At 72.1% G+C, this 25076-nt stretch carries 20 protein-coding genes, 1 tRNA gene and 1 pseudogene; 4 read left to right on the plus strand and 18 right to left on the minus strand.

Annotation, left to right across the window (positions count from 1 at the left end):
• Positions 1-355 precede the first annotated feature (355 nt).
• Positions 356-1003 (plus strand): response regulator transcription factor, encoded by a 648-nt coding sequence (locus HNR21_RS32955; protein ID WP_119728843.1) that lies wholly within the window; start codon positions 356-358, stop codon positions 1001-1003.
• 87 nt (positions 1004-1090) lie between these two features.
• On the opposite strand, the gene HNR21_RS32960 is transcribed toward HNR21_RS32955, so the two are convergent.
• The 8 genes from HNR21_RS32960 to HNR21_RS32995 form a co-directional block, all read right to left on the minus strand.
• Positions 1091-2419, minus strand: coding sequence for a sensor histidine kinase (locus HNR21_RS32960; RefSeq protein ID WP_312881488.1), 1329 nt, complete (start codon positions 2417-2419; stop codon positions 1091-1093).
• 491 nt (positions 2420-2910) lie between these two features.
• Positions 2911-4854, minus strand: coding sequence for a transcription termination factor Rho (gene rho, locus HNR21_RS32965; protein ID WP_182708193.1), 1944 nt, complete (start codon positions 4852-4854; stop codon positions 2911-2913).
• Between the two features lie 379 nt (positions 4855-5233).
• Positions 5234-6199, minus strand: a complete 966-nt coding sequence (gene thrB, locus HNR21_RS32970) for a homoserine kinase (RefSeq protein WP_446697338.1) — start codon at positions 6197-6199, stop codon at positions 5234-5236.
• A gap of 11 nt (positions 6200-6210) precedes the next feature.
• On the minus strand, positions 6211-7269 hold the full coding sequence (gene thrC / locus HNR21_RS32975) for a threonine synthase (RefSeq protein WP_182708194.1): 1059 nt from the start codon (positions 7267-7269) through the stop codon (positions 6211-6213).
• A gap of 61 nt (positions 7270-7330) precedes the next feature.
• Positions 7331-8638, minus strand: a complete 1308-nt coding sequence (locus HNR21_RS32980) for a homoserine dehydrogenase (protein WP_312881489.1) — start codon at positions 8636-8638, stop codon at positions 7331-7333.
• 3 nt (positions 8639-8641) lie between these two features.
• Positions 8642-10027 (minus strand): diaminopimelate decarboxylase, encoded by a 1386-nt coding sequence (gene lysA, locus HNR21_RS32985; RefSeq protein ID WP_182708195.1) that lies wholly within the window; start codon positions 10025-10027, stop codon positions 8642-8644.
• A 16-nt stretch (positions 10028-10043) separates the two neighbouring features.
• Positions 10044-10799, minus strand: a complete 756-nt coding sequence (locus tag HNR21_RS32990) for a DALR anticodon-binding domain-containing protein (protein ID WP_182708196.1) — start codon at positions 10797-10799, stop codon at positions 10044-10046.
• A 47-nt stretch (positions 10800-10846) separates the two neighbouring features.
• Positions 10847-11254, minus strand: a complete 408-nt coding sequence (locus HNR21_RS32995) for a response regulator transcription factor (protein WP_182708965.1) — start codon at positions 11252-11254, stop codon at positions 10847-10849.
• A 156-nt stretch (positions 11255-11410) separates the two neighbouring features.
• On the opposite strand from HNR21_RS32995, the gene HNR21_RS33000 reads away from it, so the two are divergent.
• Positions 11411-11482, plus strand: a tRNA-Arg gene (locus tag HNR21_RS33000).
• Positions 11483-11717: 235 nt separating this feature from the next.
• Here HNR21_RS33000 and HNR21_RS33005 read toward each other — a convergent pair.
• From HNR21_RS33005 to HNR21_RS33030, 7 genes and pseudogenes are all read right to left on the minus strand, one after another.
• Positions 11718-12653 carry a sigma-70 family RNA polymerase sigma factor gene (locus tag HNR21_RS33005; protein WP_182708197.1) on the minus strand — a complete coding sequence of 312 codons (936 nt, stop codon included), beginning with the start codon at positions 12651-12653 and terminating at the stop codon, positions 11718-11720.
• Positions 12654-12663: 10 nt separating this feature from the next.
• Positions 12664-13842: an NAD(P)/FAD-dependent oxidoreductase gene (locus tag HNR21_RS33010; RefSeq protein WP_182708198.1), complete on the minus strand. Its 1179-nt coding sequence runs from the start codon at positions 13840-13842 to the stop codon at positions 12664-12666.
• A gap of 383 nt (positions 13843-14225) precedes the next feature.
• Positions 14226-14681 carry a hypothetical protein gene (locus HNR21_RS33015; RefSeq protein ID WP_182708199.1) on the minus strand — a complete coding sequence of 152 codons (456 nt, stop codon included), beginning with the start codon at positions 14679-14681 and terminating at the stop codon, positions 14226-14228.
• Positions 14682-14829: 148 nt separating this feature from the next.
• On the minus strand, positions 14830-15207 hold the full coding sequence (locus HNR21_RS35735; protein ID WP_246442416.1) for a hypothetical protein: 378 nt from the start codon (positions 15205-15207) through the stop codon (positions 14830-14832).
• Positions 15208-15209: 2 nt separating this feature from the next.
• Positions 15210-15611, minus strand: a pseudogene (locus HNR21_RS36705) (maleylpyruvate isomerase N-terminal domain-containing protein); the annotation flags it as partial.
• Between the two features lie 86 nt (positions 15612-15697).
• Positions 15698-17026 (minus strand): RNA polymerase sigma factor, encoded by a 1329-nt coding sequence (locus HNR21_RS33025; RefSeq protein ID WP_246442418.1) that lies wholly within the window; start codon positions 17024-17026, stop codon positions 15698-15700.
• Between the two features lie 75 nt (positions 17027-17101).
• Positions 17102-18193, minus strand: a complete 1092-nt coding sequence (locus HNR21_RS33030) for a glucose-1-phosphate thymidylyltransferase (RefSeq protein ID WP_312881490.1) — start codon at positions 18191-18193, stop codon at positions 17102-17104.
• 164 nt (positions 18194-18357) lie between these two features.
• Between HNR21_RS33030 and HNR21_RS33035 the strand changes: the two genes are divergently transcribed.
• Entirely contained in the window at positions 18358-19641 is a 1284-nt protein-coding gene (locus HNR21_RS33035; RefSeq protein ID WP_182708201.1) for an activator-dependent family glycosyltransferase, read from the plus strand.
• A gap of 200 nt (positions 19642-19841) precedes the next feature.
• Here HNR21_RS33035 and HNR21_RS33040 read toward each other — a convergent pair whose 3' ends face one another.
• The 3 genes from HNR21_RS33040 to HNR21_RS33050 form a co-directional block, all read right to left on the minus strand.
• A complete protein-coding gene (locus tag HNR21_RS33040; protein WP_182708202.1) occupies positions 19842-20186 on the minus strand; it encodes a YciI family protein in 345 nt (114 codons plus the stop codon).
• A 178-nt stretch (positions 20187-20364) separates the two neighbouring features.
• Positions 20365-21453: an acyltransferase family protein gene (locus HNR21_RS33045; protein WP_182708203.1), complete on the minus strand. Its 1089-nt coding sequence runs from the start codon at positions 21451-21453 to the stop codon at positions 20365-20367.
• Positions 21454-21557: 104 nt separating this feature from the next.
• The gene (locus HNR21_RS33050; protein ID WP_220500390.1) at positions 21558-24026 is read right to left on the minus strand and encodes a class I SAM-dependent methyltransferase; all 2469 of its coding nucleotides are present in this window, start codon (positions 24024-24026) and stop codon (positions 21558-21560) included.
• A 289-nt stretch (positions 24027-24315) separates the two neighbouring features.
• On the opposite strand from HNR21_RS33050, the gene HNR21_RS33055 reads away from it, so the two are divergent.
• Entirely contained in the window at positions 24316-24885 is a 570-nt protein-coding gene (locus tag HNR21_RS33055) for an NUDIX domain-containing protein (protein ID WP_198679509.1), read from the plus strand.
• The last annotated feature ends 191 nt before the right edge of the window (positions 24886-25076 follow it).

Raw genomic sequence — 25076 nt, forward strand, 5'->3', positions numbered from 1 at the left:
GACGCTCCCTGCGGGGCGGCGTGAACCGGTACCGCGGCGTTCGCACATCAAGTGTGCCAGATCGAAGAACACGCCCCGGCCATGACCTATTCCGCGCTCGCTCCGCTCGCGCAGCGAGCGCGCCTTTGGACGCGCGGCCGTTCGGTCGTCACCTTCAAGATCGCTCGTTCCTCGCGATCTTGAAGCCTCCTCCCTCACGGCCACGCGGGCGCGCTCGCGGTGGCCTTCAGGACCCTCGGGTGCAGGGTCTCGGTTCTCCCACGGAGGAGATCACGCCTTCCAGTTCCCCGTGTCCGTGGGGGCGCGGGGTCCCGGTCCTCCTTCGGGAGGTTGTGCGGGTCGGGAGAATCGTCGGGTGAGGGTTGTGATTGCGGAAGACTCGGTGTTGTTGCGGGAGGGACTGGTCCGGCTGCTGGCCGATGCCGGCATCGAGACGGTGGGGGTGGTCGGGGACGGGCCCGGGCTGGCGCGGGTGGTGGAGGAGCACGGGCCGGATCTGGCGATCGTGGACGTGCGGATGCCGCCCTCGTTCACCGACGAGGGGCTGCGGGCGGCGCTGGAGGTGCGGCGGGCGCGGCCCGAGCAGCCGATCCTGGTGCTGTCGCAGTACGTGGAGGAGCGGTACGCCACCGATCTGATCGGGGGCGGCGCCCAGGGGGTCGGCTACCTGCTCAAGGAGCGGGTGTCGGACGTCGGGGAGTTCATCGACGCGGTGCGGCGGATCGCCGCCGGGGGCACGGTGATCGACCCGGAGGTGATCGGGCAGTTGCTGGGACGGCGGCGGCGCGGGGACCGGCTGGAGGCGCTGACCCCCCGGGAACGCGAGGTGCTGGGGCTGATGGCCCAGGGGCGTTCGAACGCGGCGATCGCGCGGGATCTGGTGGTCACCGAGGGGGCGGTGGAGAAGCACATCTCCAACATCTTCCTCAAGCTGGACCTGCCGCCCACCCAGGACGACCATCGCCGCGTGATGGCCGTCCTGGCGTACCTGGGAGCGGGCTGACCCGTCCGCCCGGGGCGGCCCTCGGACTCCCCGGAAGGGGCCGGGCGACCGCGGCGGGGCTCTGCGGAGCCAAGGTCGCCCGCCCCCTCACCAGGTGCAGGGCAGGTCCGCCCGGATGACGGTGGGGCCGCCCGGCGGGCTGTCGATGGTGAGGATGCCGTCGATGGTGGCGGCGCGGTCGGCCAGGCCGGCCAGGCCGCCCTCCGGGACCGCGCGGGCGCCGCCCACCCCGTTGTCGGTGACCTCGACGACGACCCAGTGGGACTCGCGGGTCACGCGGACCGAGGCTCGGGTGGCCCGGGCGTACTTGGCGATGTTGGCCAGGGACTCGGCGACGATGAAGTAGGCGATGCTCTCCACCGCGGCCGGGGGCCGTTCCGGCAGGTCCACCTCGACCTCGACGGGCACCGCGGCGCGGGCGGCCAGGCCGGAGATGGCCGGGTCCAGGCCCCGGTCGGTGAGGATCGCCGGGTAGATGCCGCGGGCCAGGTCGCGGAGTTCGGCGATGGCCTCCTTGGTGCCGGCGTGGGCCTGCTCGATGAGGGCGCGGGCGGCCTCGGGGTCCTCCTCCAGCTTGGCGCGGGCCCGGCCGATGTCCATGGCGACGGCCAGCAGCCGCTGCTGGGCGCCGTCGTGCAGGTCGCGTTCGATCCGGCGGCGTTCGGCCTCGGCGGCGTCCACCCCGCGGGCCCGGCTGGCCTGCAGCCGGTCGGCGCGGGCCTGCAGCCTGGTTTGTTCGGCCTGGGCGCGGCTGGGGCCGAGCAGCAGAACGCCGTATCCGGCGTGCAGGACCGCCATCGCGCGCGTCACGTACAGCGCCGCCAGCAGCAGCACCACGCCCACGGCGGTCAGCGGCAGCGCGGTCACCGGATCGCCGGCCGAGTAGAACAGCAGGTCCCCGAAGTTGACCACCACGGTGTCCTCGACGACCACGATCACCGGGGCGGCCAGGAACACGCCCGCCGCCGACCACACGGTCACCGACACCGTGAACTCCACCAGCGCCACCGGGAACCGCAGCCCCAGGTACAGCAGGTCCTTCCAGGTCGCCGGGTCGACCGCCATCGCCCGCCACTTGCCCAGCAGCCCCGCCGACGGCGGCATCGGCCGGTACGGATCGGGCACCGTCACGCCGAACGCCGCCTTCAGCAGCCGCCGTTCGAGCATCGCCCCGCCCCGCCACAGCAGCATCACCAGCGCCAGCAGCGGAATCCCGACCCAGATGACCGTCAGGGCCACCGACAGCGTCAGCCCGACCGTCAGCCCGACGAACCAGGCCAGCCCGAACGCCAGGCTGGTCACCAGATACACCGCGGCCCGCCACGTCAGCGACGACCGCACCATCGCCCACGGGTTCCACGGCCCCATCACCAGGCGCCTGATCCCAGGCACCGCCGCCACCGCCGTCTCGCTCACGCCAGCCCTCCCAGCCGTCCTCGCGTACCCCTCAAGCCTGCTGGACGACCGAGCCCCCGACCATACGGCCGACCGCCCTCCCCCCGGTAGGGCTAGCCCCACCTGCTTATGGCGCTCGCTCCGCTCGCGCGGCGAGCGGGCCTTGGGGCGCGTGGCCGTGCGGTCGTCGTTTTCAAGATCGCTCGTTCCTCGCGATCTTGAAAGCCTCCTCCCTCACGGCCACGCGGGCCCGCTCGCGGTGGCCTTCAAGACCCTCGGGTGCAGGGCCCAAGGCACTACTTCACCGGACAGCAGAAGACCCGCGTGGTCGGAACCACGCGGGTCTTCGAGAGCCTGCACCCCTCGTTCCTCAAGACCACCGCGAGCGGGCCCGCGCGGTCGTGAGGAGGAGCGGGTCAAGATCGCGAGGAACGAGCGATCTTGACCCGCGACGACGAACGGCCGTGCGTTCCCAGGCCCGCGAGCCGCCGCGGCGGAGCCGCGGCAATGAGCTAGTCGCGGTCGGCGACGGTGGTCTTCTGGACCTGGAGGAGGAACTCGGCGTTGGACTTGGTCTCCTTCATCTTCTCGATGAGGAGCTCCAGGGCCTGCTGGGTGTCCAGGGCGTGCAGCACCCGGCGGAGCTGCCAGACGATGCGCAGCTCCTCGGGGGCCATGAGGATCTCCTCCTTGCGGGTGCCGGAGGCGTCCACGTCCACGGCGGGGAAGATCCGCTTGTCGGCGAGCTGGCGGTTGAGCTTCAGCTCCATGTTGCCGGTGCCCTTGAACTCCTCGAAGATGACCTCGTCCATGCGGGATCCGGTCTCCACCAGGGCGGTGGCGAGGATGGTCAGCGAGCCGCCGTTCTCGATGTTGCGGGCCGCGCCGAAGAACCGCTTGGGCGGGTACAGCGCGGTGGAGTCCACACCACCGGACAGGATCCGGCCGGACGCCGGGGCGGCCAGGTTGTAGGCGCGGCCCAGACGGGTGATGGAGTCCAGCAGCACGACCACGTCGTGGCCCAGCTCCACCAGCCGCTTGGCGCGCTCGATGGCCAGCTCGGCGACCGTGGTGTGGTCCTCGGCGGGACGGTCGAAGGTCGAGTGGATGACCTCGCCCTTGACCGACCGCTGCATGTCGGTGACCTCTTCGGGCCGCTCGTCGACCAGCACGACCATCAGGTGGCACTCGGGGTTGTTCTTGGTGATCGCGTTGGCGATCGCCTGGAGCACCATGGTCTTGCCGGCCTTGGGCGGGGAGACGATCAGTCCGCGCTGGCCCTTGCCGATCGGGGAGACCAGGTCGATGATCCGCGTGGTCAGCACGCCCGGGTCGGTCTCCAGGCGCAGCCGCTCCTGCGGGTACAGCGGGGTGAGCTTGGAGAACTCGACGCGGTTGCGGGCCTGCTCGGGCTCCATCCCGTTGACGGTGTCGAGGCGGACCAGCGCGTTGAACTTCTCGCGGCGCTCGCCCTCGCGCGGCTGGCGCACCGCGCCGGTGATCACGTCGCCCTTGCGCAGGCCGTTCTTGCGGACCTGGGCCAGCGAGACGTACACGTCGTTGGGGCCGGGCAGGTAGCCGGTGGTGCGCACGAACGCGTAGTTGTCGAGGATGTCCAGGATCCCGGCGACCGGGATCAGCACGTCGTCCTCGTTGATCACCGGCTCCTCGTAGCGGTCGCCGCGGCCGCCCCGGCCGCGGTTGCGCTCGCGGAACCGGCGGCCCCGGCGGCCGCGGCCGCCCTCGCCGTCCTCCTCGGCGGCGCCGCCGCCCTGCTGGCCGCGGTTGCGCTGGCCGCCCTGCTCGCCGCGCTCATTGCGCTCGCCACGGTCACCGCGCTCGCCGCGCTCACCGCGGTCCCGGTTGCGGTTGCGGTTGCGGCCCTCCCGGCCGCCGCCCTCGCCGTCCTCGCTCGCGGCCCGGGCGCGCTCGCCCCGTTCGGCCTGCCGGTCGGCGGTCTCGGCGCGCTCGCCGCCCCTGTCGGCGGACTGCCTGTCGGACTTGTCCGGCTTGTCCTCGGCGGCCGGCTGCTGCTCCTCGCCGCCCTCCTCGCGCCTGGCGGAACGGGTACGGCGGGTCCGCGCCGGGCGGGACTCGGTGTCGGCCTTGGGCTCCTCGGAGCGGGTCGCCGTCTCCTCGGCCTGCGCGGCGGGCTGCTCGGCCTTCGGCTGCTCGGCCGGGGCGCCGTTGTCGGCGGGCTTGGCGACGGGCTTGTCGGCGGTGACGGGGCCGCCCTGCTTGGCCTCGATGGCCGCGATGAGCTGGCTCTTGCGCATGCCGGCGATGCCGGTGATGCCGAGCTGGGACGCCAGCGCCCTCAGCTCGGGCAGCACCAACGCCGACAGACCGGTGCCGGAACGCCGGCGCCGCGGGGCGGCCGTCTGCTCCGGACGGCCCGCCGGGGTCTGCGCTGCGGGGCTAGCAGCGTCCGTAAGGAGTTCGCTGGATTCGCTCACTAAGGGTCCTTCCCAGGGAGCGGGTGTTGGCCCTCGTCGGCCAGGCAACCCGATGATGCGATCCGGCGGGGGCGCCAGATCGAGCTCTGCCGATCACGATGGGGTCGCCATCGGCGATGTCTGGACACAGCCAGATGATGGTCGGGACGGTTCTCGCGCCATCCCCGATCCTGCCTCGTCCGAGGCTCTGCCGAGACGCCGGACAACGGGAACTCACGGTGTCGGGGAGCCACGTGCGCGGAGCAGGCGTGGCACGAGGGCCGACCTGACGATGCGTGGCTGACGAGCACCCGGCCCCGAGCGGGGCATCTGGTGCGGTATTCAGCCTAACATCACCCGAGCGCACTGCTATTCCCCAGCGTTCGAAGTCCTTGACGTGTCACGACGCAGGCGGCTGAACGCATGCGCCATGGGGGTCGACGTTCAGCGGGCGTTTGAGCCACCCATTACCCACTTCCGAGCGGATCGAATCAACGCGTGAGGTGGTTGTGAACGCAAGGACAGTGGGTCCGGCGCCGGAGATCACGGCCGGGATCCCCGCCGCGCGCAGCCGGTCCACCAGCGCCGCCGACTCCGGCATGGCCGGGGCGCGGTAGCCCTGGTGCAGCCGGTCCTCGGTGGCGGCCAGCAGCACCTCGGCGTCGTCCGCACCGCCGGTCAGCGCCGCGATCAGCAGCGCCGCCCGGCCCGCGTTGGCCGCCGCGTCCGCATGGGGCACGACCTGCGGCAGCAGCCCGCGGGCCCGTTCGGTGGCCAGGGTGTGGCCGGGCACGAACGCGACGACCTCGCGGTCCAGGTCCAGCCGCACCGCCCGCGGCCCGCCGGGACCGCTCCAGGCGATGGTGAGGCCGCCGTACAGGCACGGCGCGACGTTGTCGGGATGCCCCTCGATCTCCGTGGCCAGCGCCAGCGCCGCCGCGTCGTCCAGCAGGCCGCCGTGCGGGTGCAGCGCCCGGCCCGCGACGATCCCGGCGATGATGGCCGCCGAGGACGAGCCCAGCCCGCGGCTGTGCGGGATCCGGTTGACGCACGACAGCCGCAGCCCCGGAGGCTGGCCGAGACCGGATCCGGCCAGTTCGTCGATCACCTCGAAGGTCCGCCGCAGCACCCGCACGACCAGATGCCGCTCGCCCCGCCCGGCCAGGTCGTCGGCGCCCTCGCCGTCCACCTCGATGACCAGCCCGCCCTCGGTGACCTCCACGGTCACCTCGTCGTACAGCGTCAGCGCCAGCCCCAGCGAGTCGAACCCCGGCCCCAGGTTCGCGCTGGTCGCCGGCACCCGGACCACGGCCCGCCGGCCCCACGCGCCCTGCCCGCGCGCCTCCGGCGCGCTCACGTCGTTCACCCGCGGCTCGTTCACGCCAGGCCGAGGGAGGAGGCCGCGGCGTGGGCGTCGACCTTGACGGTGATGGGGGCGGGGGCGCCGGAGATGGCCCAGTCGGGGTCCTTGAGACCGTTCCCGGTGACCGTGCAGACCACGCGGCTGCCGGGCTCGATGAGGCCCTGCTCGCAGGCCTGCAGGACGCCGGCGACGCTGGCGGCGGAGGCGGGCTCGACGAAGACGCCCTCCTCGCGGGCCAGCAGCCGGTAGGCGGCCAGGATCTGGCGGTCGGTGACCGAGGAGATGGCGCCGCCGGACTCGTCGCGGGCGGCGATCGCCAGGTCCCAGGAGGCCGGATTGCCGATCCGGATCGCGGTGGCGATGGTCTGCGGCTTGCGCACCGGCTCCCCCCTGACGAACGGGGCGGCGCCACTGGCCTGGAAGCCCAGCATCCGCGGGGTCCTCGAGGCGACCCCGTCGGCGGCGTACTCGGTGTAGCCCATCCAGTAGGCGGAGATGTTGCCGGCGTTCCCCACGGGCAGGCAGTGCACGTCGGGGGCGTCGCCGAGGGCGTCGACGATCTCGAACGCGGCGGTCTTCTGGCCCTGCAGGCGGAACTTGTTCACCGAGTTGACCAGCGCCACCGGATAGTCCACGGCGAGCTTGCGGGCCAGCTCCAGGCAGTCGTCGAAGTTGCCGTCGACCTGCAGCAGCCTGGCGCCGTGCACCAGGGCCTGGGCCAGCTTGCCCATCGCGATCTTGCCCTGCGGCACCAGCACCGCGCAGGTCATCCCGGCGCGCACCGCGTAGGCGGCGGCCGACGCCGAGGTGTTGCCGGTGGAGGCGCAGATGACGGCCTTGGCCCCCTCCTCGGCGGCCTTGCTGATCGCGACCGTCATGCCGCGGTCCTTGAACGAGCCGGTGGGGTTGGCGCCCTCCACCTTCAGATGGACCTCGCAGCCGGTGAGCTGGGAGATCCGGTTGGCGGGCAGCAGCGGGGTGCCGCCCTCGAGCAGGGTGACCACGGGCGTGGCGTCGGTCACCGGGAGCCGGTCGCGGTACTCGTTGATGAGGCCGCGCCAAGCCCTGTTCATGAGATCCCCCACGGTGGTGATGACCTGCGGTGTCGCGCCGCAGTCTAGTGCCGGTCGGGCGTCAGGCGTCGTCGGCCTCGACGCGCATCACGCTGGCCACCTCGCGGACGATGTCCAGGCGGCGCAGCTCCTCCACGGTCGCCGCCAGCGCCGCGTCCGGAGCCCGGTGCGTGACGATGACGAGCTGGGCGTCCTCGCCCCGGCCGTCCTGCTGGACGGCCTGGATGGACACGTCGTGCCGGGCGAACAGCTCGGCGACCTGCGCCAGCACGCCGGAACGGTCGGCCACGTCGAGCTGGATGTAGTACCGGGTGACGGTCTCGCCCATCGGCAGGACCGGCAGCTCGGCGTAGGTCACCTCGACCGGGCCGCGCGTTCCGCCGACCCGGTTGCGGGCCACCGCCACCAGGTCGCCCAGCACGGCCGACGCGGTCGGCGCGCCCCCGGCCCCGGCGCCGTAGAACATCAGCGACCCGGCCGACTCGGCCTCCACGAACACCGCGTTGTAGGCCTCGCGGACGCTGGCCAGCGGATGCGACCGCGGGATCATCGCCGGGTACACCCGCACCGACACGCCCCGGCCGCCGTTGCCGCCGTCGGGGTCGGGCACCCGCTCGCAGATCGCCAGCAGCTTGACCACGCTGTCCATCGCCTTGGCCCCGGCCACGTCGGCGGCGGTGACCTCGGTGATGCCCTCGCGGTGCACGTCGGCGGCGGTGACCGGGGTGTGGAACGCCAGCTGCGCCAGGATCGCCGCCTTGGCCGCCGCGTCGAAGCCCTCCACGTCGGCGGTCGGGTCGGCCTCGGCGTACCCGAGGCTCTGCGCCTCCTCCAGCGCGTCGATGAACGAGGCGCCGTGCGCGTCCATCTGGTCGAGGATGTAGTTGGTGGTGCCGTTGACGATGCCGATGACCCGTTTGACGTGGTCGCCGACCAGCGACTCGCGCAGCGGGCGCAGCAGCGGGATGGCGCCCGCCACGGAGGCCTCGTAGTACAAGTCGGCGCCGTACTCGCGGGCCGCACCGAAGATCGTCTCGCCGTCCTCGGCCAGCAGCGCCTTGTTGGCGGTGACCACCGACTTGCCGGCCTTCATGGCGGCCAGCAGCAGCGAGCGGGCCGGCTCGATGCCGCCGATCACCTCGACCACGATGTCCACGTCCTCGCGGGTGACCAGGCTCATGGCGTCGGTGGTCAGCAGGTCCGGCGTCACGTGCGCACGGGCCTTGTCGATCCGCCGCACCGCCACGCCGGCCAGCTCCAGCGGAGCGCCGACCCGCGCCGTCAGGTCGGCGGCCTGCTCGTGCAGCAGCCTGACCACCTCGGAACCGACGGTTCCGCAGCCCAGCAGGGCCACCCGCAGGGGTTTCACCCTCTATACCTCCGCATCGAGCCGGAGCAGGTCGTCCTCGGTCTCCCGCCGGATGAGGACCCGCGCCCGGCCGTCCCGCACCGCCACCACCGCCGGCCGCGGGACGAAGTTGTAGTTACTGGACATCGATCGACAGTACGCACCGGTCGCGGCCACCGCCACGACGTCGCCGGGGGCCAGGTCCTGTGGCAGCCACAGGTCGCGCACGACGATGTCGCCGCTCTCGCAGTGCTTGCCGACCAGCCTGCTCAGCATGGGGTCCGCCGCCGAGGTACGGCTGGCCAGCACAGCGGTGTACTCCGCTCCGTACAGGGCGGTGCGCAGGTTGTCGCTCATCCCGCCGTCCACCGAGACGTACGTGCGCAGGCCCTCGACGTCCTTGACGGTGCCGACCTCGTACAGGGTAACCCCGCCGGGGCCGACGATCGCCCGTCCCGGCTCGACCGTGATGCGCGGCACCGCCAGCTCGTAGGCGCGGCACTCCCGGCTCACGATCTGGCGCAGGCTGTCGGCGATCGCCTTGGGGTCGTGCGGCTCGTCGCCGGGCACGTACGCGATGCCGTAGCCGCCGCCCAGGTCCAGCTCGGGCAGCTGCACGCCGTGCTCGTCGCGGATCGCCACCAGCAGCTCGGCCAGCCGGTGCGCGGCCACCTCGAACCCGTCGGTGTCGAAGATCTGCGACCCGATGTGCGAGTGCAGGCCCACCAGCTCCAGCTGCTTCAGGTCCAGGACCCGGCGGACGGCCTCCAGCGCCGCCCCGCTGGTCCGGGAGAAGCCGAACTTCTGGTCGTCGTGCGCGGTGGCGATGAACTCGTGGGTGTGCGCCTCGACCCCGGTGGTGACCCGGATCATCACCTTGGGGCGGACGCCCTTCTCCTGGGCCAGGTAGCCGAGGCGGGCGATCTCCTCGAAGCTGTCGACCACGATCCGGCCGACGCCGGCGTCCAGCCCCCTGGCCAGCTCGGCGACGGACTTGTTGCTGCCGTGCATCGTGATCTTCTCGGTGGGGAACCCGGCGGCCAGCGCCACCGCCAGCTCCCCGCCGGTGCACACGTCCAGGCCGAGGCCCTCCTCGTCCAGCCACCGGACCAGGGCCTTGCACAGGAACGCCTTGCCGGCGTAGTGGACGCTGCCGTCGTGGAACGCCGCCGCGTACTCACGGGCCCGCTGGCGCACGTCGTCCTCGTCGTACACGTACAGCGGCGTGCCGTACTCGGCCGCCAGGTCCCGTACGTCGACCCCGCCGATCGTCAGGACGCCGTCCTCGCGCCTGGCCGAACGTGGCCAGATCTGGGGGTCGAGGTGGTTCAGGTCCGCCGGGGGCGGCAGCGGGTGCTCCTCCGGCAGTACGTCCGCGTAACGCGACCCCGCCGGATGCACCCGGCTCATTCGCCCGCTCCGTTGTTCATATCCGCTCTCTAGGACTCTCGCCGATCATGTTCAGGCCGTTGGCGAGGACGATGCGCACCGCCTCCGCCAGCGTGCGGCGGGCGGCGTGCATCGCCCCGGGTTTCTCGTCGCCGACGGGCAGCGCCGGGCAGTGCTCGTACACCTGGTGGAACGCGTCGGCCACCCGTTCCAGATGCCGCCGGAGCGGAACGGGGTCCCGCTCGCGCGCGGCCTGGGCCGCGCGGCTGGGCAGCTCCGCCAGCGCCGCCAGCAGGACGCCTTCGTCCGCCTGTTGGAGCAACCCGGGATCGCCCAGCGGGATTCCCAGCGCCTCGGCGCGGCGCTGGACCGCCGCGGCGCGGGCGTAGGCGTACCGCACCGAGAACCCCGGGTTGTCGAACGTCCTCGGCCGGTCCGGCCAGCCTCCGCCCAGCGTGACGCCGTCGACGCGCCCGTACGAACGTCCCTCGGCGAGGATCCCGGCGGCCAGCGTTCCCGGCCGTTCCACCACGACGGTCAGGAACCCGGGCCCGCTGACCCGGGCCTCGGCTATCCGCGGCCGGCCCGCCAGCCGTCCGGCGATCGCGTTCGCGACCTGCAGCGCGGGCCTGCGCTGCGCCGCCGCCAGCCGCAACGCCACCGGCGTCCCGTACGACCCCGGCCCGAACGCGGTCAGCGGCACCTCGTCCGGCACGCCGGCGGCCAGATCGCCGTCGCGCACGGCGTCCCGGACCGCGGCCGCGACGGCCCCGCTCACCTCGGTTGGAGTCACCTGGGTGAGATTATCCGACCACTATGTGGACAGGCCCTCGTTGACCACTATGTGGACTCCCCGGATTCCGGGGACGGCCTGGACTCCGGGGACGGCCCGCTCGAAGCGGCCAGCTCCCGCACCGTCCGGATGAGGTCGTTGGGGTCGAACGGCTTGGTGATGTAGGCGTCCACCCCGATCTCGTGCCCCCGCCGCACATCGTGGTCCTGCGCCCGCGCGGTGATCATCACCACTCCGATGTTCCGCGTCGCCGGGTTCTCCCGCAGCCGCACCGCGGTCACCCACCCGTCCAGCCGCGGCATCATCACGTCCAGCGTGATCACGTCCGGCGCCACCTCGGCCACCTTGTCCAGGCAGTCCTGCCCGTCCACCGCGGTGGCCACCTCGAACCCCTCCAACTGGAGGTTCACCGCGATGAGCTGCCGGATGACCTCGTCGTCGTCCACCACCAGCACGCGGCCCAGCGACCGCCCTCCGGCACGCCCCTCCGCCACGCTCACGGCGGCGAGACTAGTCCACCCGCCCCTCCCCCGCCCACCGAAACCGAGTGCACGGCACCCCTCCAACCCTGGTAGCCTCTTTCCCGCACCCGGAGAACACCCCGGGAGCACGCCCCCTTAGCTCAGGGGATAGAGCAACGGCCTCCGGAGCCGTGTGCGCAGGTTCGAATCCTGCAGGGGGCACCTTCGAAGATCAGATCGAACCCCGGTCGACCTGCTGAGACAGCGGTCACCGGGGTTTCGTGTGTGTGCGGCCATGGGCCGTGCGGGCGGTATTGCTCGTCGGGTTGGTGGTCCTCAGCGCGTGATGTCGGTTGTCCATGGGGGCTGGGAGCGGCCCGATCATGGTGCGGTCGCTCATCGAGTGTGTCGTTCCTCGTCCGGGCGCCGTCCTCCGGCGGGTCTTACGTGGCGGCGGTCACCAGGACTCGAGGATCGGTGCGTCGTGCTCCTGCTTCGACCACACCGCGGTGAGACGGCCGAGCCGCTTCGGGGAGGCCATGCCGTACGCGGACGCGATCTTGCCCTCGCGCATCTCGAACACCACGAGGCCCACCACCCGGTCGTCGAGCACGGCGATCATGGCGGGAGAGCCGTTGACCACGCAGGCGTGCAGCGCCGGGGAGCCGCCGACCCGCCGCCGCTTGCCTTCGCTCGGCTTGAGCGCGCCCCGTGCGGCGGCGGCCACCCGCTCCGGGGTGGGGAGCAGCAGCAGTTTCCCGGCGAGTCCGGCGCCGTCCGAGATCGCGGTCGCGTCCTCGGTGAGCAGCGCGATCAGCCGCTCGGTCCGTCCCGAGGCGGCGGCGTCGAGGAACGCCTCGACGATCCGGCGGGTGCCGGCGGCGTCGAGGACGTCGGCGCGGCGCGCGGCGGCGACGCGTCGCCGGGCCCGGTGGAGGTGCTGCTGGCTGGCGGACTCGGTGATGTCGAGGATGTCGGCGATCTCGGCGTGGCTGTACGAGAACGCCTCGCGCAGCACGTAGACGGCGCGCTCGTTGGGAGACAGGCGTTCCATGAGGATCAGCACGGCCAGGGACACCGACTCGCGCTGTTCGAAGGTGTCGGCCGGGCCGAGCATCGGGTCGCCCTCGAGGAGCGGCTCGGGCAGCCACGCGCCGGCCGCGCGCTCGCGCCTGGCCTGCGCGGAGCGGAGCCGGTCGAGGCACAGGTTGGTGACGATCTTGGTCAGCCACGCCTCCGGCACCTCGATCCGGTCGCGGTCGGCCGCCTGCCAGCGCAGGAACGCGTCCTGCACGGCGTCCTCGGCGTCGGCGGCCGAGCCGAGCAGGCGGTACGCGAGCGAGGCCAGCCGGTTCCGGCTGGCCTCGAACCGCTCGGTGGCGAGGGCGTCCATGCGGCCGACCCTAGGCGACGGCCGCCTCAGTGGAACGTTCGGGCGCGGCGGCCAGGCGGTGCCTTCGGGTCGGCATGCCGAAGGTCGGGTGGCCCGTGCCCCAGGCGGCGGTCTTGAGGATGCCGTTCTTGAGGCGCGCGGCGGTGCGGCCCCGCAGGTACCAGGACTTGGCCCGGACGTCGTTGTCGACCATCTGGAAGATCGCGTCGCGCCGCCCGAGGCTGATGTGGTTGCCGTAGTACTTCAGCGCGGTGGACGAGATCTTGCGGCCGGTCAGGCGTCCGACGATCGCGTCGATCGCCTGCATGCTCGTGTAACCGGCCGAGGCGCACGACATCGGCAGCGGCCGGCCGTTCTCGCCGATGACGTAGACGGTGTCGCCGGCGGCGTAGACGTCGGGGTGCGAGACCGAGCGCATGGTGTCGTCGACGACGATCTGGCCGGTGCCGGCGACTTCGAGACCGCTGTCGGCCGCGATGGGGTGAACGGCGAACCCGCCGCACCACACGGTCGCCTCGGACGCGAAGACGGTGCCGTCGGCGCCGATCGCCCGCGTCGGCTCGACGCGTTCGATGGACGTGTGCTCGTGGACGGTGATGCCGAGGCGGTCGAAGGCACGGCGCAGGTGGCGGCGGGCGCCGGGAGAGAGCCAGGCGCCCGGTTCGCCGCGGGCGGCCAGCGCCACCTTCAGCCCGGGCCGCGACTCGGCGATCTCGGTGGCGGTCTCGATGCCGGTCAGGCCCTCGCCCACGACCAGCACGCGCCCGCCTTCGCCCAGGCCGTCCAGGCGGTCGCGCAGCCGCAGCGCCGCCGGCCGGGCGGTGACGTGGAAGGCGTGCTCGGTGACACCGGGGACGCCGTGGTCGGCGACGGTGCTGCCGAGCGCGTAGAGGAGGGTGTCGTAGGCGAGTTCGCCGTCGTCCAAGGCGATGGTCTTGCGTTCGACGTCGACCGCCTCGACGCGCGCCAGGCGCAGCCGCACCCCGGTGCCGGCGAACATGTCGGCCAGCGGGCGCTTCTTGAGGTCCTGGCCGGCCGCGAGCTGGTGGAGGCGCAGCCGCTCGACGAAGTCGGGTTCGGCGTTGACGACGGTGATCTCGGTGTCGGCGGGGTGGAGGCGGCGGGCCAGGTTCCCGGCCGAGTAGGCCCCGGCGTAGCCGGCACCGAGGACGACGATGCGGTGCTTCATGGTCTTGCTCCTGTCTGTTCGCCTGCCACCTGAGCGAGACAGCGGGCCGATCCATGACAGAACTCCACTGTGAAGCGGGTCACACACCTTCCGGCGAAGAGCGAGCTCGGCCACCACACGAACCGTCTCTTCCAGACGCCGGACGCCTGCCGCGGTGTGAAGACGACTCGTCGGCTGCTTTCGGGTCGATCAGGTGTCCGAGGGCTTCGAACTGCTCCGGAGCCACGGACGGCTGATCACCGTCGAATGGCGCATTCTGCAGCCGGAGTTGAATCGCGTTGGCCCGCTTCCCTCTGGGAGGACAACCCCATGGCCCGCGGGTGCTCCCGACGAGGAGTCGGCCGCTTGCCACACCGTGTGATACGTCGCGTCTGTTCCGGCGCTCAGTTTTGGGGAGGCCATCGGAGCATGTGGCCGTGCATGCGGGTCAGGGTCGGTCGGCGCATGACCACCCCGTCTTCCAGGCGCGAGCGCATGAAGACGTTGAGGGCGAAGACGGCGCCGACCGCCGCTCCGAGAAGCGACAAGGCGGCGCCCGGTCCGTCGCCGGCGACGAGGGCCAGCAGCCCGCAGAGCACCGCCACCGCGGCCCCCGATGCCGCCAGCACCTGCCAGATCTGCCGCCGTCGCCTCGCCGCCTCCAGGGAGGACACCCGCATGGACAGTTCTCTGCCGCAGGTCGCGCATTCCACCTTCCGGTCCAGCCGCCCCTGCTCCGGTCGCTCGACCGGGATGGGATGGATGATCCACTCGCGTTTGGTGACGAAGGCACCGGGAGTGGTGGACACCAGATGCCCGTACCCGATCCCGGGGCGCGGGCCCAGTGGTCGTCTGCTCATGTCCGTCCCTCGGAGTCGGTGCCCCACACGCTAGTTGCGCCGACGGGATATGCCCTCCCCTGAACGTGGCCGGATCCGGCCCGGCCGACGACGCCGGGTCCGATCTCCGCCGCGTTTCGCCGATCGGGCGCGCCGGGGAACGGGCGGCTCAGGAGCGGGCGAGAATCCCCTCGGCCGGGCGCGTGGGCGGACGGAACGGTCCCCGGGTGAACGCGGGCAGCCACGGCGTCGGATCGGCGCTCCACGCCAGTGCGGCGATCTGCTCGTGCGTCCGCCGCCCGGTGAGCGAACGGTACAGGTCGTGGCGATCGGCGGTGAGAACCGCCGCGGCCGATCGGCCCGATGCCCATTCTCGTCCCGGTGTCTCGATCCGCAGGTCGGGCAGGCCCAGCTCGGCCATCCGGTCGAAAAAGCCCCGGACGGGCAGGTCGAGCACGCTCGTATAACCCGGGTGATCCTCGGGCACCGGCGCCCCCACGGCGACGCGCAGGTCGAGTTCGTGGGTGAACGCGTCGTGCACCAGCATGCCGCCCTCGGGTCGTCGCCGCGGGCGACCAGGCGGTCCAGCTCCTCTCCGCGCTCGCGCCAGGTCGACAGCAGCTCGGGCAGTCCGCGGCCGGCGGCCGGAGCGCCGCTCATCTGCACGGGTCCCGTGGCCCGGCCGGTCAGCAGTTCGATCGCCTGCTCGCAGATGTGGAGCAGGTGCGCCACCAGGTCCCGAACCCGCCAGTCCGGGCACGCGGGCACGATGTCGTCGGCCGCACCCGGGTGGTCCTCCACCAGCTTCTGGATGTTGTGCCGGACCAGGCGGTAAAGGACATGGTCGGGCACCCGTTCCCACTGCCGGCTGTCCACGGGGCGGCTCCCTTCCGCACAGCGGGGCGCTTGTGTCGTGGCGGCGACGTGCGTTCGTGCCGCAGCATGGACCATCCGGAGCCGGGTGTCTTCTCCGCGATTGCTCTCGGGTTTCCGCCATGAGCGATCGTGGAGCGCCCGTCAGGGGCCGGGCGGACGGCTCAGCCGCGGCCGGCGGTCTCGGTGAGCCGGGAGGCCAGGAACGCGCGCTCCGCCTCGTTGTCGGCCAGGTCGAGCGCCTGCCGGTAGGCCGCCGCGGCCTCCGGGCGCCGGTCCAGACGGCGCAGCAGGTCGGCCTTGACCGCCGGCAGATAGTGGTAGCCGGCCAGCTCACCGGTGCGCTCCAGCTTCTCCACCTCCGAGAGCGCGGCCGTCGGCCCGGCGGCCATCGCCATCGCCACGGCCCGGTTCAGCGCGACCACCGGCGACGGCCACACCTTCAGCAGCTCGTCGTACAGGACGAGCACCCGTCCCCAGTCGGTGTCGGCGTAGGCCGGTGCCGTGGCGTGCACCGACGCGATGGCCGCCTGCAGCGTGAACCTGCCGGCCGCCCCGCCGTCCAACGCCTCGGCGAGGAGCCGGCGTCCCTCCTCGATGGCGGCCCGGTCCCAGGCGGACCGGTCCTGCTCCTCCAGCAGCAGCAGGCGCCCCTGGGCGTCGGTCCGCGTGGCCCGGCGGGCGTGGGTGATCAGCAGCAGCGCGAGCAGCCCCTTCACCTCGCGTTCACCGGGCATCAGCTCGTGCAGCATGCGGGCCAGGTCCAGCGCGCGCTCGGCGGGATCGGCGCGGGTCAGCGTCCGGCCGGACGGTGCGGTGTGGCCGGTGGTGAACAGCAGGTGGATGACGGTGAGCACGGAGTTGAGCCGCTCCGGCAGCTCGTCGGGCTCGGGGACGCCGAACGGGATGCGGGCGCCGACGATCTTCTTCTTGGCCCTGGTGATCCGGGCCGCCATCGTGGGCATGGTGACCAGGAACGTCTTGGCGATGTCGGCGGTGCTCACCCCGCAGACCAGTCGCATCGTGAGCGCGATCTGCGCCTCCCGGGACAGTGCCGGGTGACAGCACATGAAGATGAGCCGGAGCCGGTCGTCGTACATCAGCGGGCCTGGCGTCGACCCGGTCTGCGGCGCGTCGGACTCCATCTCGGGCTCCACGAGCAGGTGCAGCTTGGACTTCAGGGTCTTGGCCCGCCGCAGCGCGTCCAGCGCGTTGCGGCGGGCCGCGGTGGACAGCCAGGCGCCGGGGTTGTCCGGGACGCCGTGCCGCTCCCAGGCGTCGAGCGCGGAGACGTAGGCTTCCTGGACGCACTCCTCGGCCAGATCGAGATCACGCAGCACCCGCGCCGTCGAGGCGAGGAGGGCGCCCCACTCCCGCCGGTGCGCGACGGCCACGGCGTGCCGGACCTCGGCCGAGTGGGAGCCGATCACCGAACCGTCTTCATCCCTGTTCACGTCGTCGGGGACGGGCTTGTGCATGAGCGTCCGGGGCATGAGTGATTGCTGTGTCGTGATTACCGTAGCTTCCGGTCACGCCGCGCCGTCAAGGGGAGGTTCGGTCCAGGCGGCCTATCCGGCTATCTCCATCCGGGTGTGGTCCCCGACGACCAGGCGGTGGTACGCGGCGTCGTGGTCACTCGGTCCGATGACGGCGCAGCGGCCGACGATCGAGCCGTACAGCCCCGACACCCGCGAGATGGAGGCGCCGTCCAGGACGATCGAGTCGGACAGCCGGGCGGCGCGCACCACGCAGTCCCGGCCGATCGCGACGTTCGGCCCCACATGGCTGTCCTCGATCACGGTGCCGGCACCGATGATCGCCGGTCCCTCCACCCGGGAGCCCACCAGCCGGGCGCCCTCCCCGATGACGACCTGGTCGCCCACCGTGCTCGCGGCGTCGACCTGTCCCGCGACGTCCGTGGCCAGCCCGCCGAGCAGCCGCCGGTTGCATTCCAGGATGTCCTCGGCCCGCCCGGCGTCCTTCCAGTAACCCCGGTATTCGTCGGCCCGGACCTCGGCGCCGTGTGAGAGCAGCCACTGGATGGCGTCGGTGATCTCCAGTTCGCCGCGCGCGCTGGGGGCGATCGCGGCCACCGCCTCGTGGATCGCGGCGGTGAAGAAGTAGACCCCGATCAGCGCCAGGTCGCTGCGCGGGCGCCGGGGCTTTTCCACCAGCCGCCGTACGGTGCCGTCCTCGCCCAGCTCGGCGACCCCGAACGGACGCGGATCGGCCACCCGCTGCACCACGAGCTGCGCCGCCGGGCGGCCGGCCCGGAAACGGGCGGCCGCCTCCGCGACGCCTTCGGGGAGCACGTTGTCCCCGAGATACATGACGAAGTCGTCGTCGCCGAGGAAACCGCGCGCGATCCGCACGCAGTCCGCCAGGCCGCGCGGCCGATCCTGTCTTATGTAGGTGATGCGCGCGCCGAATCGGGAGCCGTCACCGATGGCCTCGGTGATCGCCGGGGCGCCGTCGCCGACGACGAGGCCGATCTCGGTCACCCGTAACGCCCGGATGTTGTCCAGCACGTGTTCCAGGACCGGCTTGTTGGCGATCGGAATGAGCTGTTTCGGCATGGAATAGCTGAACGGACGCAATCGGGTGCCCGACCCGCCCGACAAGACCAATGCTTTCATCGCCTTCGCCTCCGGCCACGACATGGGCGTGAACAATCATGCGCCAGGTGGGCGGTGATCCCTTCTCCGCCGTTGCCCAGGTCCATCCGGTGCGCCCGAAATCCGAGCGGGAACCGCGCCTTCCGGCGATTCTCCGGGCGCGCAATCCTGGAGATGCCCGTGACAGGCGCCGGAACCATACTGGCGCCATGCGCGTTCTCTTCGTGACCAATCCTTTCAAAGCCCACCTCTATGCACAGGTGCCGTTGGCGTGGGCGTTCCGTGCCGCAGGGCATGAGGTGTGCGTCGCCGGCCCTCCGGAGGTGGCCGAGGCGATCGCGCACTGTGGGCTGCCCGGCGTGTCGATCGGCGCGGAAATGCCTCCGCTCCAGGAGCGGGTGGCGGGCTTCGAGGCGCCGGAGGGCCCCTGCGACCCGAGAGGGGACCGCACCGGGAAGTCGGTGCAGAGCGACTACGGCTGGGGCGATCCGCACATCGAGCTCAGGGACTTCACCCTGGGCGTGCACCAGGTCTTCTTTCCGGACGCCATGACCGATGATCTGGTGGGCTTCGCCCGCAGCTGGCTCCCCGACCTGGTGATCTGGGACTCCAGCGCCTTCCCCGGCGCGGTGGCGGCGCAGGTCGTCGGCGCGGCGCACGCCCGGTTCATCCTCAGCGTGGACAGGGTGGCGCAGGTGCGCTCGGCCTGCCGGGCGGCCGGGTTCGACTCCGTCGGCGACCCGCTGCGGGACTGGCTGCAGCCCATCCTGCAGCGGTACGGCCGTGACTTCGACGAGACGACGGTGCTCGGGCAGTGGACGATCGCCCCGACGCCGCGGTGGATCTGGCAGCCGGACGGCGTGCACTACCTCCCGATGCGCAGTGTGCCGTTCAACGGCCCGGCGACGACGCCGAGGTGGGTGTACGAGCCGCCCGCCCGCAAGCGCGTCTGCATCACGCAGGGCATCTCGCACCGGGACGCCGGCATCGGCGGGGTGGCCTCGGTCGGCGACCTCTTCAAGGCGGTGGCCGACCTCGACATCGAGGTGATCGCGACCTTCAACGCCCAGCAGCTCGGATCGACGTCGGCGATACCGGACAACGTGCGCGTCGTCGACTTCGTCCCCTTCACCTCGCTGCTGCCCACGTGCTCGGCGATCGTCCACGACGGCGGGGTGGGGAGCTTCGCCACAGCGTTGGAGAACGCCGTTCCGCAGATCATCGTCCCGCACGACTCCAAGGTCGAGAAATGGTGGGGCCCGGTGGCCATGGGGGACGGGCTGGAGAGCCGCGGCGCCGGTGTCTATGCGGCCAACGGGCACAGCCTGACCCCCGACATCCTGCGGGACAGCCTCAAGCTGGTCCTGGAGGACCCGTCGTTCGCGGCCAACGCCGCGCGGCTGCGCACCGAGATGAGGGGAATGCCGACCCCGAGCGACGTCGTGCCGGCGCTGGAGAAGCTGACCGCCGACCATCGCGGGTCGCGGCCCTGACCTCGACGGCCGCCCGCCTTTCCGACCACGGGCGATGGCCTCGGCGCAGCGGTTCCCGGGAACCGCTGCGCCGAGGCCATCGCCGATGCCGTCATCGGGGCGGAGGTCACGGTGGCGACGCGCCCCGCCGCGGTGAGCGTCAGGGCTCGTTCACGACGGTGCGCGTCACCTCCATGCGGCCGGCCACGGCCGCCGGTCTCTCACTCGTCCGGCGCGACGAACAGCGGCCGGACCTCGACGCCCCCGCCGTGCTGGGTGGCCGGGTTGAGCTTGGCGACCTCCAGCGCGACCTCCGGGCTGGGCGCCTCGATGACGAAGAACCCGGCCACGACCTCCTTGGCCTCGATGAACGGGCCGTCGGTGACCACGTCACCGCGGACCGAGGTGGCCGCGGTGCTGGGCTGCAGCGCGAATCCGGTGACGGGCGTGGCCCCCAGCTCCGCCACCTGGGCGGGATAGCTCTCGAGTGCCTTCTCGTACTCGGCCGGGATTTCCATCGGGTCGGCCGGCGCCGGCTGGTAGACCAGGATCCCGTACTGGGCCATCAGTGCCTCCTCCAATCGGTGCTTCCCTCTGTCTCTCCGACGAACCGGGCCCGCCGGAGTCGACGACGGTCCAGCGAAAAGTATCACCGGCGCCAGGCCGGCCGCCGCGATTCCCGAGCCCGCGGCACCGGCCTGTCGGCGGTGCCGCGGGCATTCTCTCTCCCGCTCTCACCTGCGGTTATCGAACCGGGGCGGCTTCCAGCGTCCGCCGGCGCCGGGAGGTGGCGAAGCGCCGGTACATCGGGTTCTCGATCAGCGTGAACTGGAGCCAGGCCGCCGCCAGCGTGGCCGCGAAAAGCAGGCCCAGAACGGCGAAGCCGACGGGCGTGCTCCAGCCCTCGGGCGTACCGAGCCACTGGCGCGCATGGACCACGATCATGTAGTGCCAGATGTAGAAGGCGAAGGACAGATCCCCGAGCTTGACCATCAGGCGGCTGCCCAGCCAGCCGGGACTGCGTCCCCGGCTGTCCCGGGAGGCCGCCGTGAGGATGATGAGGCCGATCGGGACGACGTGGATCGCCGCCATGTTCAGCCTTTCCGGAATCAGCGGCGAAACGGCGTAGACCGCCACGAAGATTCCCACCGCGGCGCCGAAGTTCAGCGGTATCCGCCGGCCGGACATGACGATCTTGGCCAGGATCATGCCCAGGACGAACTCCAGCATCCGGATCGGCGGGAACTGCTGGATCACCCACATCTCCAGCTCCGGCCAGCCGAGGCCCTCGATCGGCTTCGACGGCGGCAGCAGCACCGGGGCCAGCAGCGGCGTGACGAAGCAGGCCGCCACCACGCCGCCCGCCCAGGCCCACAGCCGCTCGGGCCTGATCCGGTCGACCAGGCGGATGAGGACCGGGAAGCAGAGGTAGAAGAACAGCTCGGCGGACAGCGACCACGCCGGCGGGTTGAAGGCGATCCGGTTCTCCAGGTCGGGGACGAAGGACTGCAGGGCCAGCAGGTGCACCAGCACGGTCCTGCCCTGGATGGGGATGTGCAGCACCAGGCCGAGCACGGCGATGTAGGCGACGAGCGTGACCAGGTAGTTCGGGAAGACCCGGAAGGCGCGGCGCCGCCAGAACGTGCCGGCGGTGTCCGACGGCCGCCGCGCCCAGGTCATGACGAAGCCGCTCAGCACGAAGAAGTAGACGAGCGCGGCCCAGCCGCCCTGGATGATGAGCCCCATGTACTCCATCTGGAAGTTCGAGGCGAACAGCGCCGATCCGATCAGGGCATGGGTGAGGAACACCAGGAGGCCGGCGATGAACCGCATTCCGGCCAGCGAATCGAGGCGAACGGGCGTGGTCGCCGAGACATCCCTTTGTGTCGCTTCTTGCAGCATTCAGGCCCCCTTCTCAGAGATCTTCGGGTGCGCCGTCATAGAGACCGCTCATATCTGCCGATCGTCCATTCGATGTTGAGCCCGAGCGCGGTTCCCGCCGGCCCGCGCATCAGCTCGGGGAGCACGTGTTCGCGCATGAGGTGGCGGATGACGGCCTCGCGAAGGCCCCGGTCGGCGATCTCGGCGAGATATTCGGCCTGGTTGGCGGGGACGAGCGCGGTCATCAGGCTCTCCTCCGCCAAAAGCTCGTAGGTGCGCCGTTCGACGGTGCCGTGGAAGTACGGCGCCAGGGCCGCCGCCACGGACGTCCTGGTCTGCGGGGTGGGCAGGATCCGCCGGTCGGCGCGCCGCTGGGCGCTCGCCCGCTCGGCGGGCCGCACGCGCGCCACCGCGTCCCGCAGCGGCGGCGCCAGGGAGTGCGGCTCGGCCGAGTCGAGCGCGGCCAGCCAGTGTTCGCGCAGCAGCCGGTTGGGGTCGTGGAAGAGCAGCGAGTGGGCGCCGGCCGGACCCAGGTCGGGCGAGCTGAAGGAGAGCAGGCCACCGGGCCGCAGGACGCCGGCGATGGAGTCCGCGGCGTGCCGCATGGCCCCGTCGGTCAGCAGGTGGAACACCATGTTGGCCAGCACCACGTCGACCTGCTCGCCCGCCATCACGTCGATCAGCGGACGGAACGCGCCGCCGGTGCGGAGCGCGTGGAAACGCGTCCAGGGATGCTCGCGCAGCAGTTCGTACCCCTGGGCGAACCAGCTCGTCGGGATGTCGACCAGGTGCAGCTCGAAGGTGGCGCCGCGGTCGGCGAGACGCCGTTCGACATCGTGCGCGACGCAGGCTTTGATCAGCTCGATCGAGGCCAGGCCGGTGCCGGCGCCGTAGTCGAGCACCCGGACGGTGTCGCCGCGCCCGGCGTTCTCGATGCGGGCCTCGATGGCGTGCAGCGCGTCGCGGACCACGATGCCGGTGGCGCCGGAACACCACTGGCGCGGATGAGCGACGTCGCCCTCGGTGAAGAGGAGACGGTGCAGATCCTCGCCGTCGGTCCGGTCGGTCCCCGGGTCCGGCCGCCAGGTGTCGAGGCGTTCGGTCTGGATGCGCCGCGGCGCCGGCCGTACGGGTATCAGGCGGTTGAGGGACACCGCGACGAACGGCCGGGTGGTCGGGTAGCGGCGCTCGAGGTGGCTGACGGGCTGCAGCCCGGCGATCCGGCAGCACCGCATGAAGGCGGAGTGCTCGACCGGGTACTGGTGGGAGAGGCCGTGATAGGCGTCGAAGGCCACCGAGTGCAGGGCTCCGAGGTGGCGCCGCGTCACGTGCGGCGCCACGCAGTGCGCCTCGAGGACGACGAGTCCGTGCCTGCGCACGTGGGGCACCCATCTCCGGAGGTGCTCGACGAGGTCGGCCTCCACCTCGGCGGCCTCCAGCGGACGGCCGTCGGGGGCGATGTAGGCGCCGGTGGACCAGCCGGGGAGGTCGGGGCGCGGGTCGCCGCCGAGATAGCGGCGATCATGATCGAGGAACGCGCGGATGTGCAGTCCGTCCTCGATCGCCAGGCCGTGCGCGGCGAGCTGTTCGCGCAGCGCGTCGGGGTCGCCGATGTCGCCCTGGAGCAGCAGCGGATCGCGCACCCCGGCCGCCTGGAGCACCTCGCGCGCGTGGTCGAGCGCCACCCGGCTGGCGTCGATGCCGACATAGCGGACGCCGTCCCCCAGCAGGCCGTGGAGGTGGGCCAGCCAGCTGCCGTCGCCGCAGCCCATGTCGGCGATGAAGGAGGGGCGCGGCGTACGGCTGAAGATCTCCGTGAACACCGGGTCCGCGTCGGCGAAATAGCGCCGATGGGCGGCGGCGCTGGCCTGCACGTTGAGCCGGCGCTCGCAGTGCCATTCGCCGTCGCCGGGTTCGACGAGCAGCTCCCCCCGGCAGAGCCGCTCGAGCCGGGCGAGCATGGGCAGGTAGGAGCCCACCATGCCCATGTGGTCGACCATCGCGAGCCCGGCGCGCCCGAACGGGGTCCAGGAGCCGTCGCCGTCCAGCCAGCCGAGGAGGGACAGCAGCCTCGCGGCATCGCCCTCCGGCCGCTGGAGCCGCCCGGTGCCGCGCAGCGACAGCAGGGCGGGGACGGCGAGTGCGCCGTCGAGGTGCGCGGTGACCACGTCGGAGGGGTCGGCGCCGGACCGCCAGCGCTCGTGGGCGTCCAGTAACTCCGAGAACTCCTTCTCGGTGGCGGCGCTCCAGGGACGGGCCCACGAGTCCGGGGCGTTGTCGGCGAAGCGGCCGAGGAAACGCCCGGCGGCCACGTATCGCTCGCGGTGGCGCATCGCGGCCCGGCCCTCGTCGGTCCACGCCCGGGTCGATTCGTCCAGCCAGCCGACACCGGCCAGGGAGCGCCAGGCGACGCGGAGATAACCGTTGCCCGGCCGGTCGGGCCGTCCGGCCGGGTCCAGCAGTCCCAGAGCGTCGAGTGCGCGGACGGTCGAGGAGAGCAGCACGCCGTCCTGGTAGAGGAACACCGCACGGCGCGCCGTTTCCCGGTCGGCACCGGTCCCATCAGGGAGATTCTGGGTCGGAGTGGCAGTCGGCAACACTGAGACCTCCCACAATCGGCCTCATCACCATCGCAGGGCCGACCGGCGCGCACATCTCTTCCGTTGCCTGGTCTCGGGCGGCGGTTTGGAGCGCTCCGCGTGCGCCGCCGCGGCCGGCGCCGGGGAATCCAGCACTGGCGGAGTGGGGCGGCCGTCCACGGCGTCGTTACCGTTGACGGCGGCGATCAGGGAGCGAGGAACGGTGGTGGTTGGTATGGCCGAGCCCGCTGAGTCCGTGCCCGGCGTCATCCGGACGGTCTCCTCCCGCGAGGTCTACCGCAATCCGTGGCTGTCGCTGCGCGAGGACGTCGTGGAACGCCCGGACGGCACCCGCGGCATCTACTCGGTGGTCGACCGGCCCGACTACGTCGTGGTGATCGCCGCCGAGCGCGGCGGGTTCCACATGGTGGAGCAGTACCGGTACCCGATCAAAGGGCGGTACTGGGAGTTCCCCCAGGGCTGCTTCCCGGCCGGCCGCACCGGCACCGCGGAGGAGCTGGGCCGCGCCGAGCTGGCCGAGGAGACCGGCATGAGCGCGGCGTCGTGGACTCCGCTCGGCAGGCTCTACGGCTGGCACGGCGCCAGCGGCCAGGCGTTCACCGTGTTCCTGGCCACCGACCTGAGCCCGGGAGTGCCGCGGCGCGAGCACGAGGAGCAGGACATGCGCCACCGCTGGGTCTCGCGGGCGGAGTTCGAGCGGCTGATACGGACGGGCGGCATACGCGACGACTCCACCACGGCCGCCTATCTCCTGCTGCTCATGCACGAGCGGGCGACGTCATAGCCCGGCCGCCCGCCCGGCGCCGGTGGTGGTCATGCCGCGGTCGGCGGGCAGAGCGGGCAGCGCCGCAATCTGCACGATGCGCGGCCTGCGCGCCGATGCGAGCGTATGGCTGACGACTCGCCTGCACCGATCCACCGCCGGGGCGGCCCGCCGCATGCGCTGCGGTCGCGCCGTCCCGCGTTCGAGCAACG

Source organism: Thermomonospora cellulosilytica (genome assembly GCF_014138835.1).
GTDB lineage: Bacteria > Actinomycetota > Actinomycetes > Streptosporangiales > Streptosporangiaceae > Thermomonospora > Thermomonospora amylolytica.

Excerpts from the sequence above, each read along its gene's own strand:
- HNR21_RS33015 (WP_182708199.1), bottom strand. The coding sequence starts at position 14,681 with ATGAGCAGACGACCACTGGGCCCGCGCCCCGGGATCGGGTACGGGCAT.
- HNR21_RS35735 (WP_246442416.1), bottom strand. The coding sequence starts at position 15,207 with ATGCTGGTGCACGACGCGTTCACCCACGAACTCGACCTGCGCGTCGCC.
- HNR21_RS33005 (WP_182708197.1), bottom strand. The coding sequence starts at position 12,653 with ATGGACGCCCTCGCCACCGAGCGGTTCGAGGCCAGCCGGAACCGGCTG.
- HNR21_RS33010 (WP_182708198.1), bottom strand. The coding sequence starts at position 13,842 with ATGAAGCACCGCATCGTCGTCCTCGGTGCCGGCTACGCCGGGGCCTAC.
- HNR21_RS33040 (WP_182708202.1), bottom strand. The coding sequence starts at position 20,186 with ATGGCCCAGTACGGGATCCTGGTCTACCAGCCGGCGCCGGCCGACCCG.
- thrC (WP_182708194.1), bottom strand. The coding sequence starts at position 7,269 with ATGAACAGGGCTTGGCGCGGCCTCATCAACGAGTACCGCGACCGGCTC.
- HNR21_RS33055 (WP_198679509.1), top strand. The coding sequence starts at position 24,316 with ATGGCCGAGCCCGCTGAGTCCGTGCCCGGCGTCATCCGGACGGTCTCC.
- HNR21_RS33030 (WP_312881490.1), bottom strand. The coding sequence starts at position 18,193 with ATGTCGTGGCCGGAGGCGAAGGCGATGAAAGCATTGGTCTTGTCGGGC.
- HNR21_RS33035 (WP_182708201.1), top strand. The coding sequence starts at position 18,358 with ATGCGCGTTCTCTTCGTGACCAATCCTTTCAAAGCCCACCTCTATGCA.
- HNR21_RS33025 (WP_246442418.1), bottom strand. The coding sequence starts at position 17,026 with ATGCCCCGGACGCTCATGCACAAGCCCGTCCCCGACGACGTGAACAGG.
- HNR21_RS33045 (WP_182708203.1), bottom strand. The coding sequence starts at position 21,453 with ATGCGGTTCATCGCCGGCCTCCTGGTGTTCCTCACCCATGCCCTGATC.
- lysA (WP_182708195.1), bottom strand. The coding sequence starts at position 10,027 with ATGAGCCGGGTGCATCCGGCGGGGTCGCGTTACGCGGACGTACTGCCG.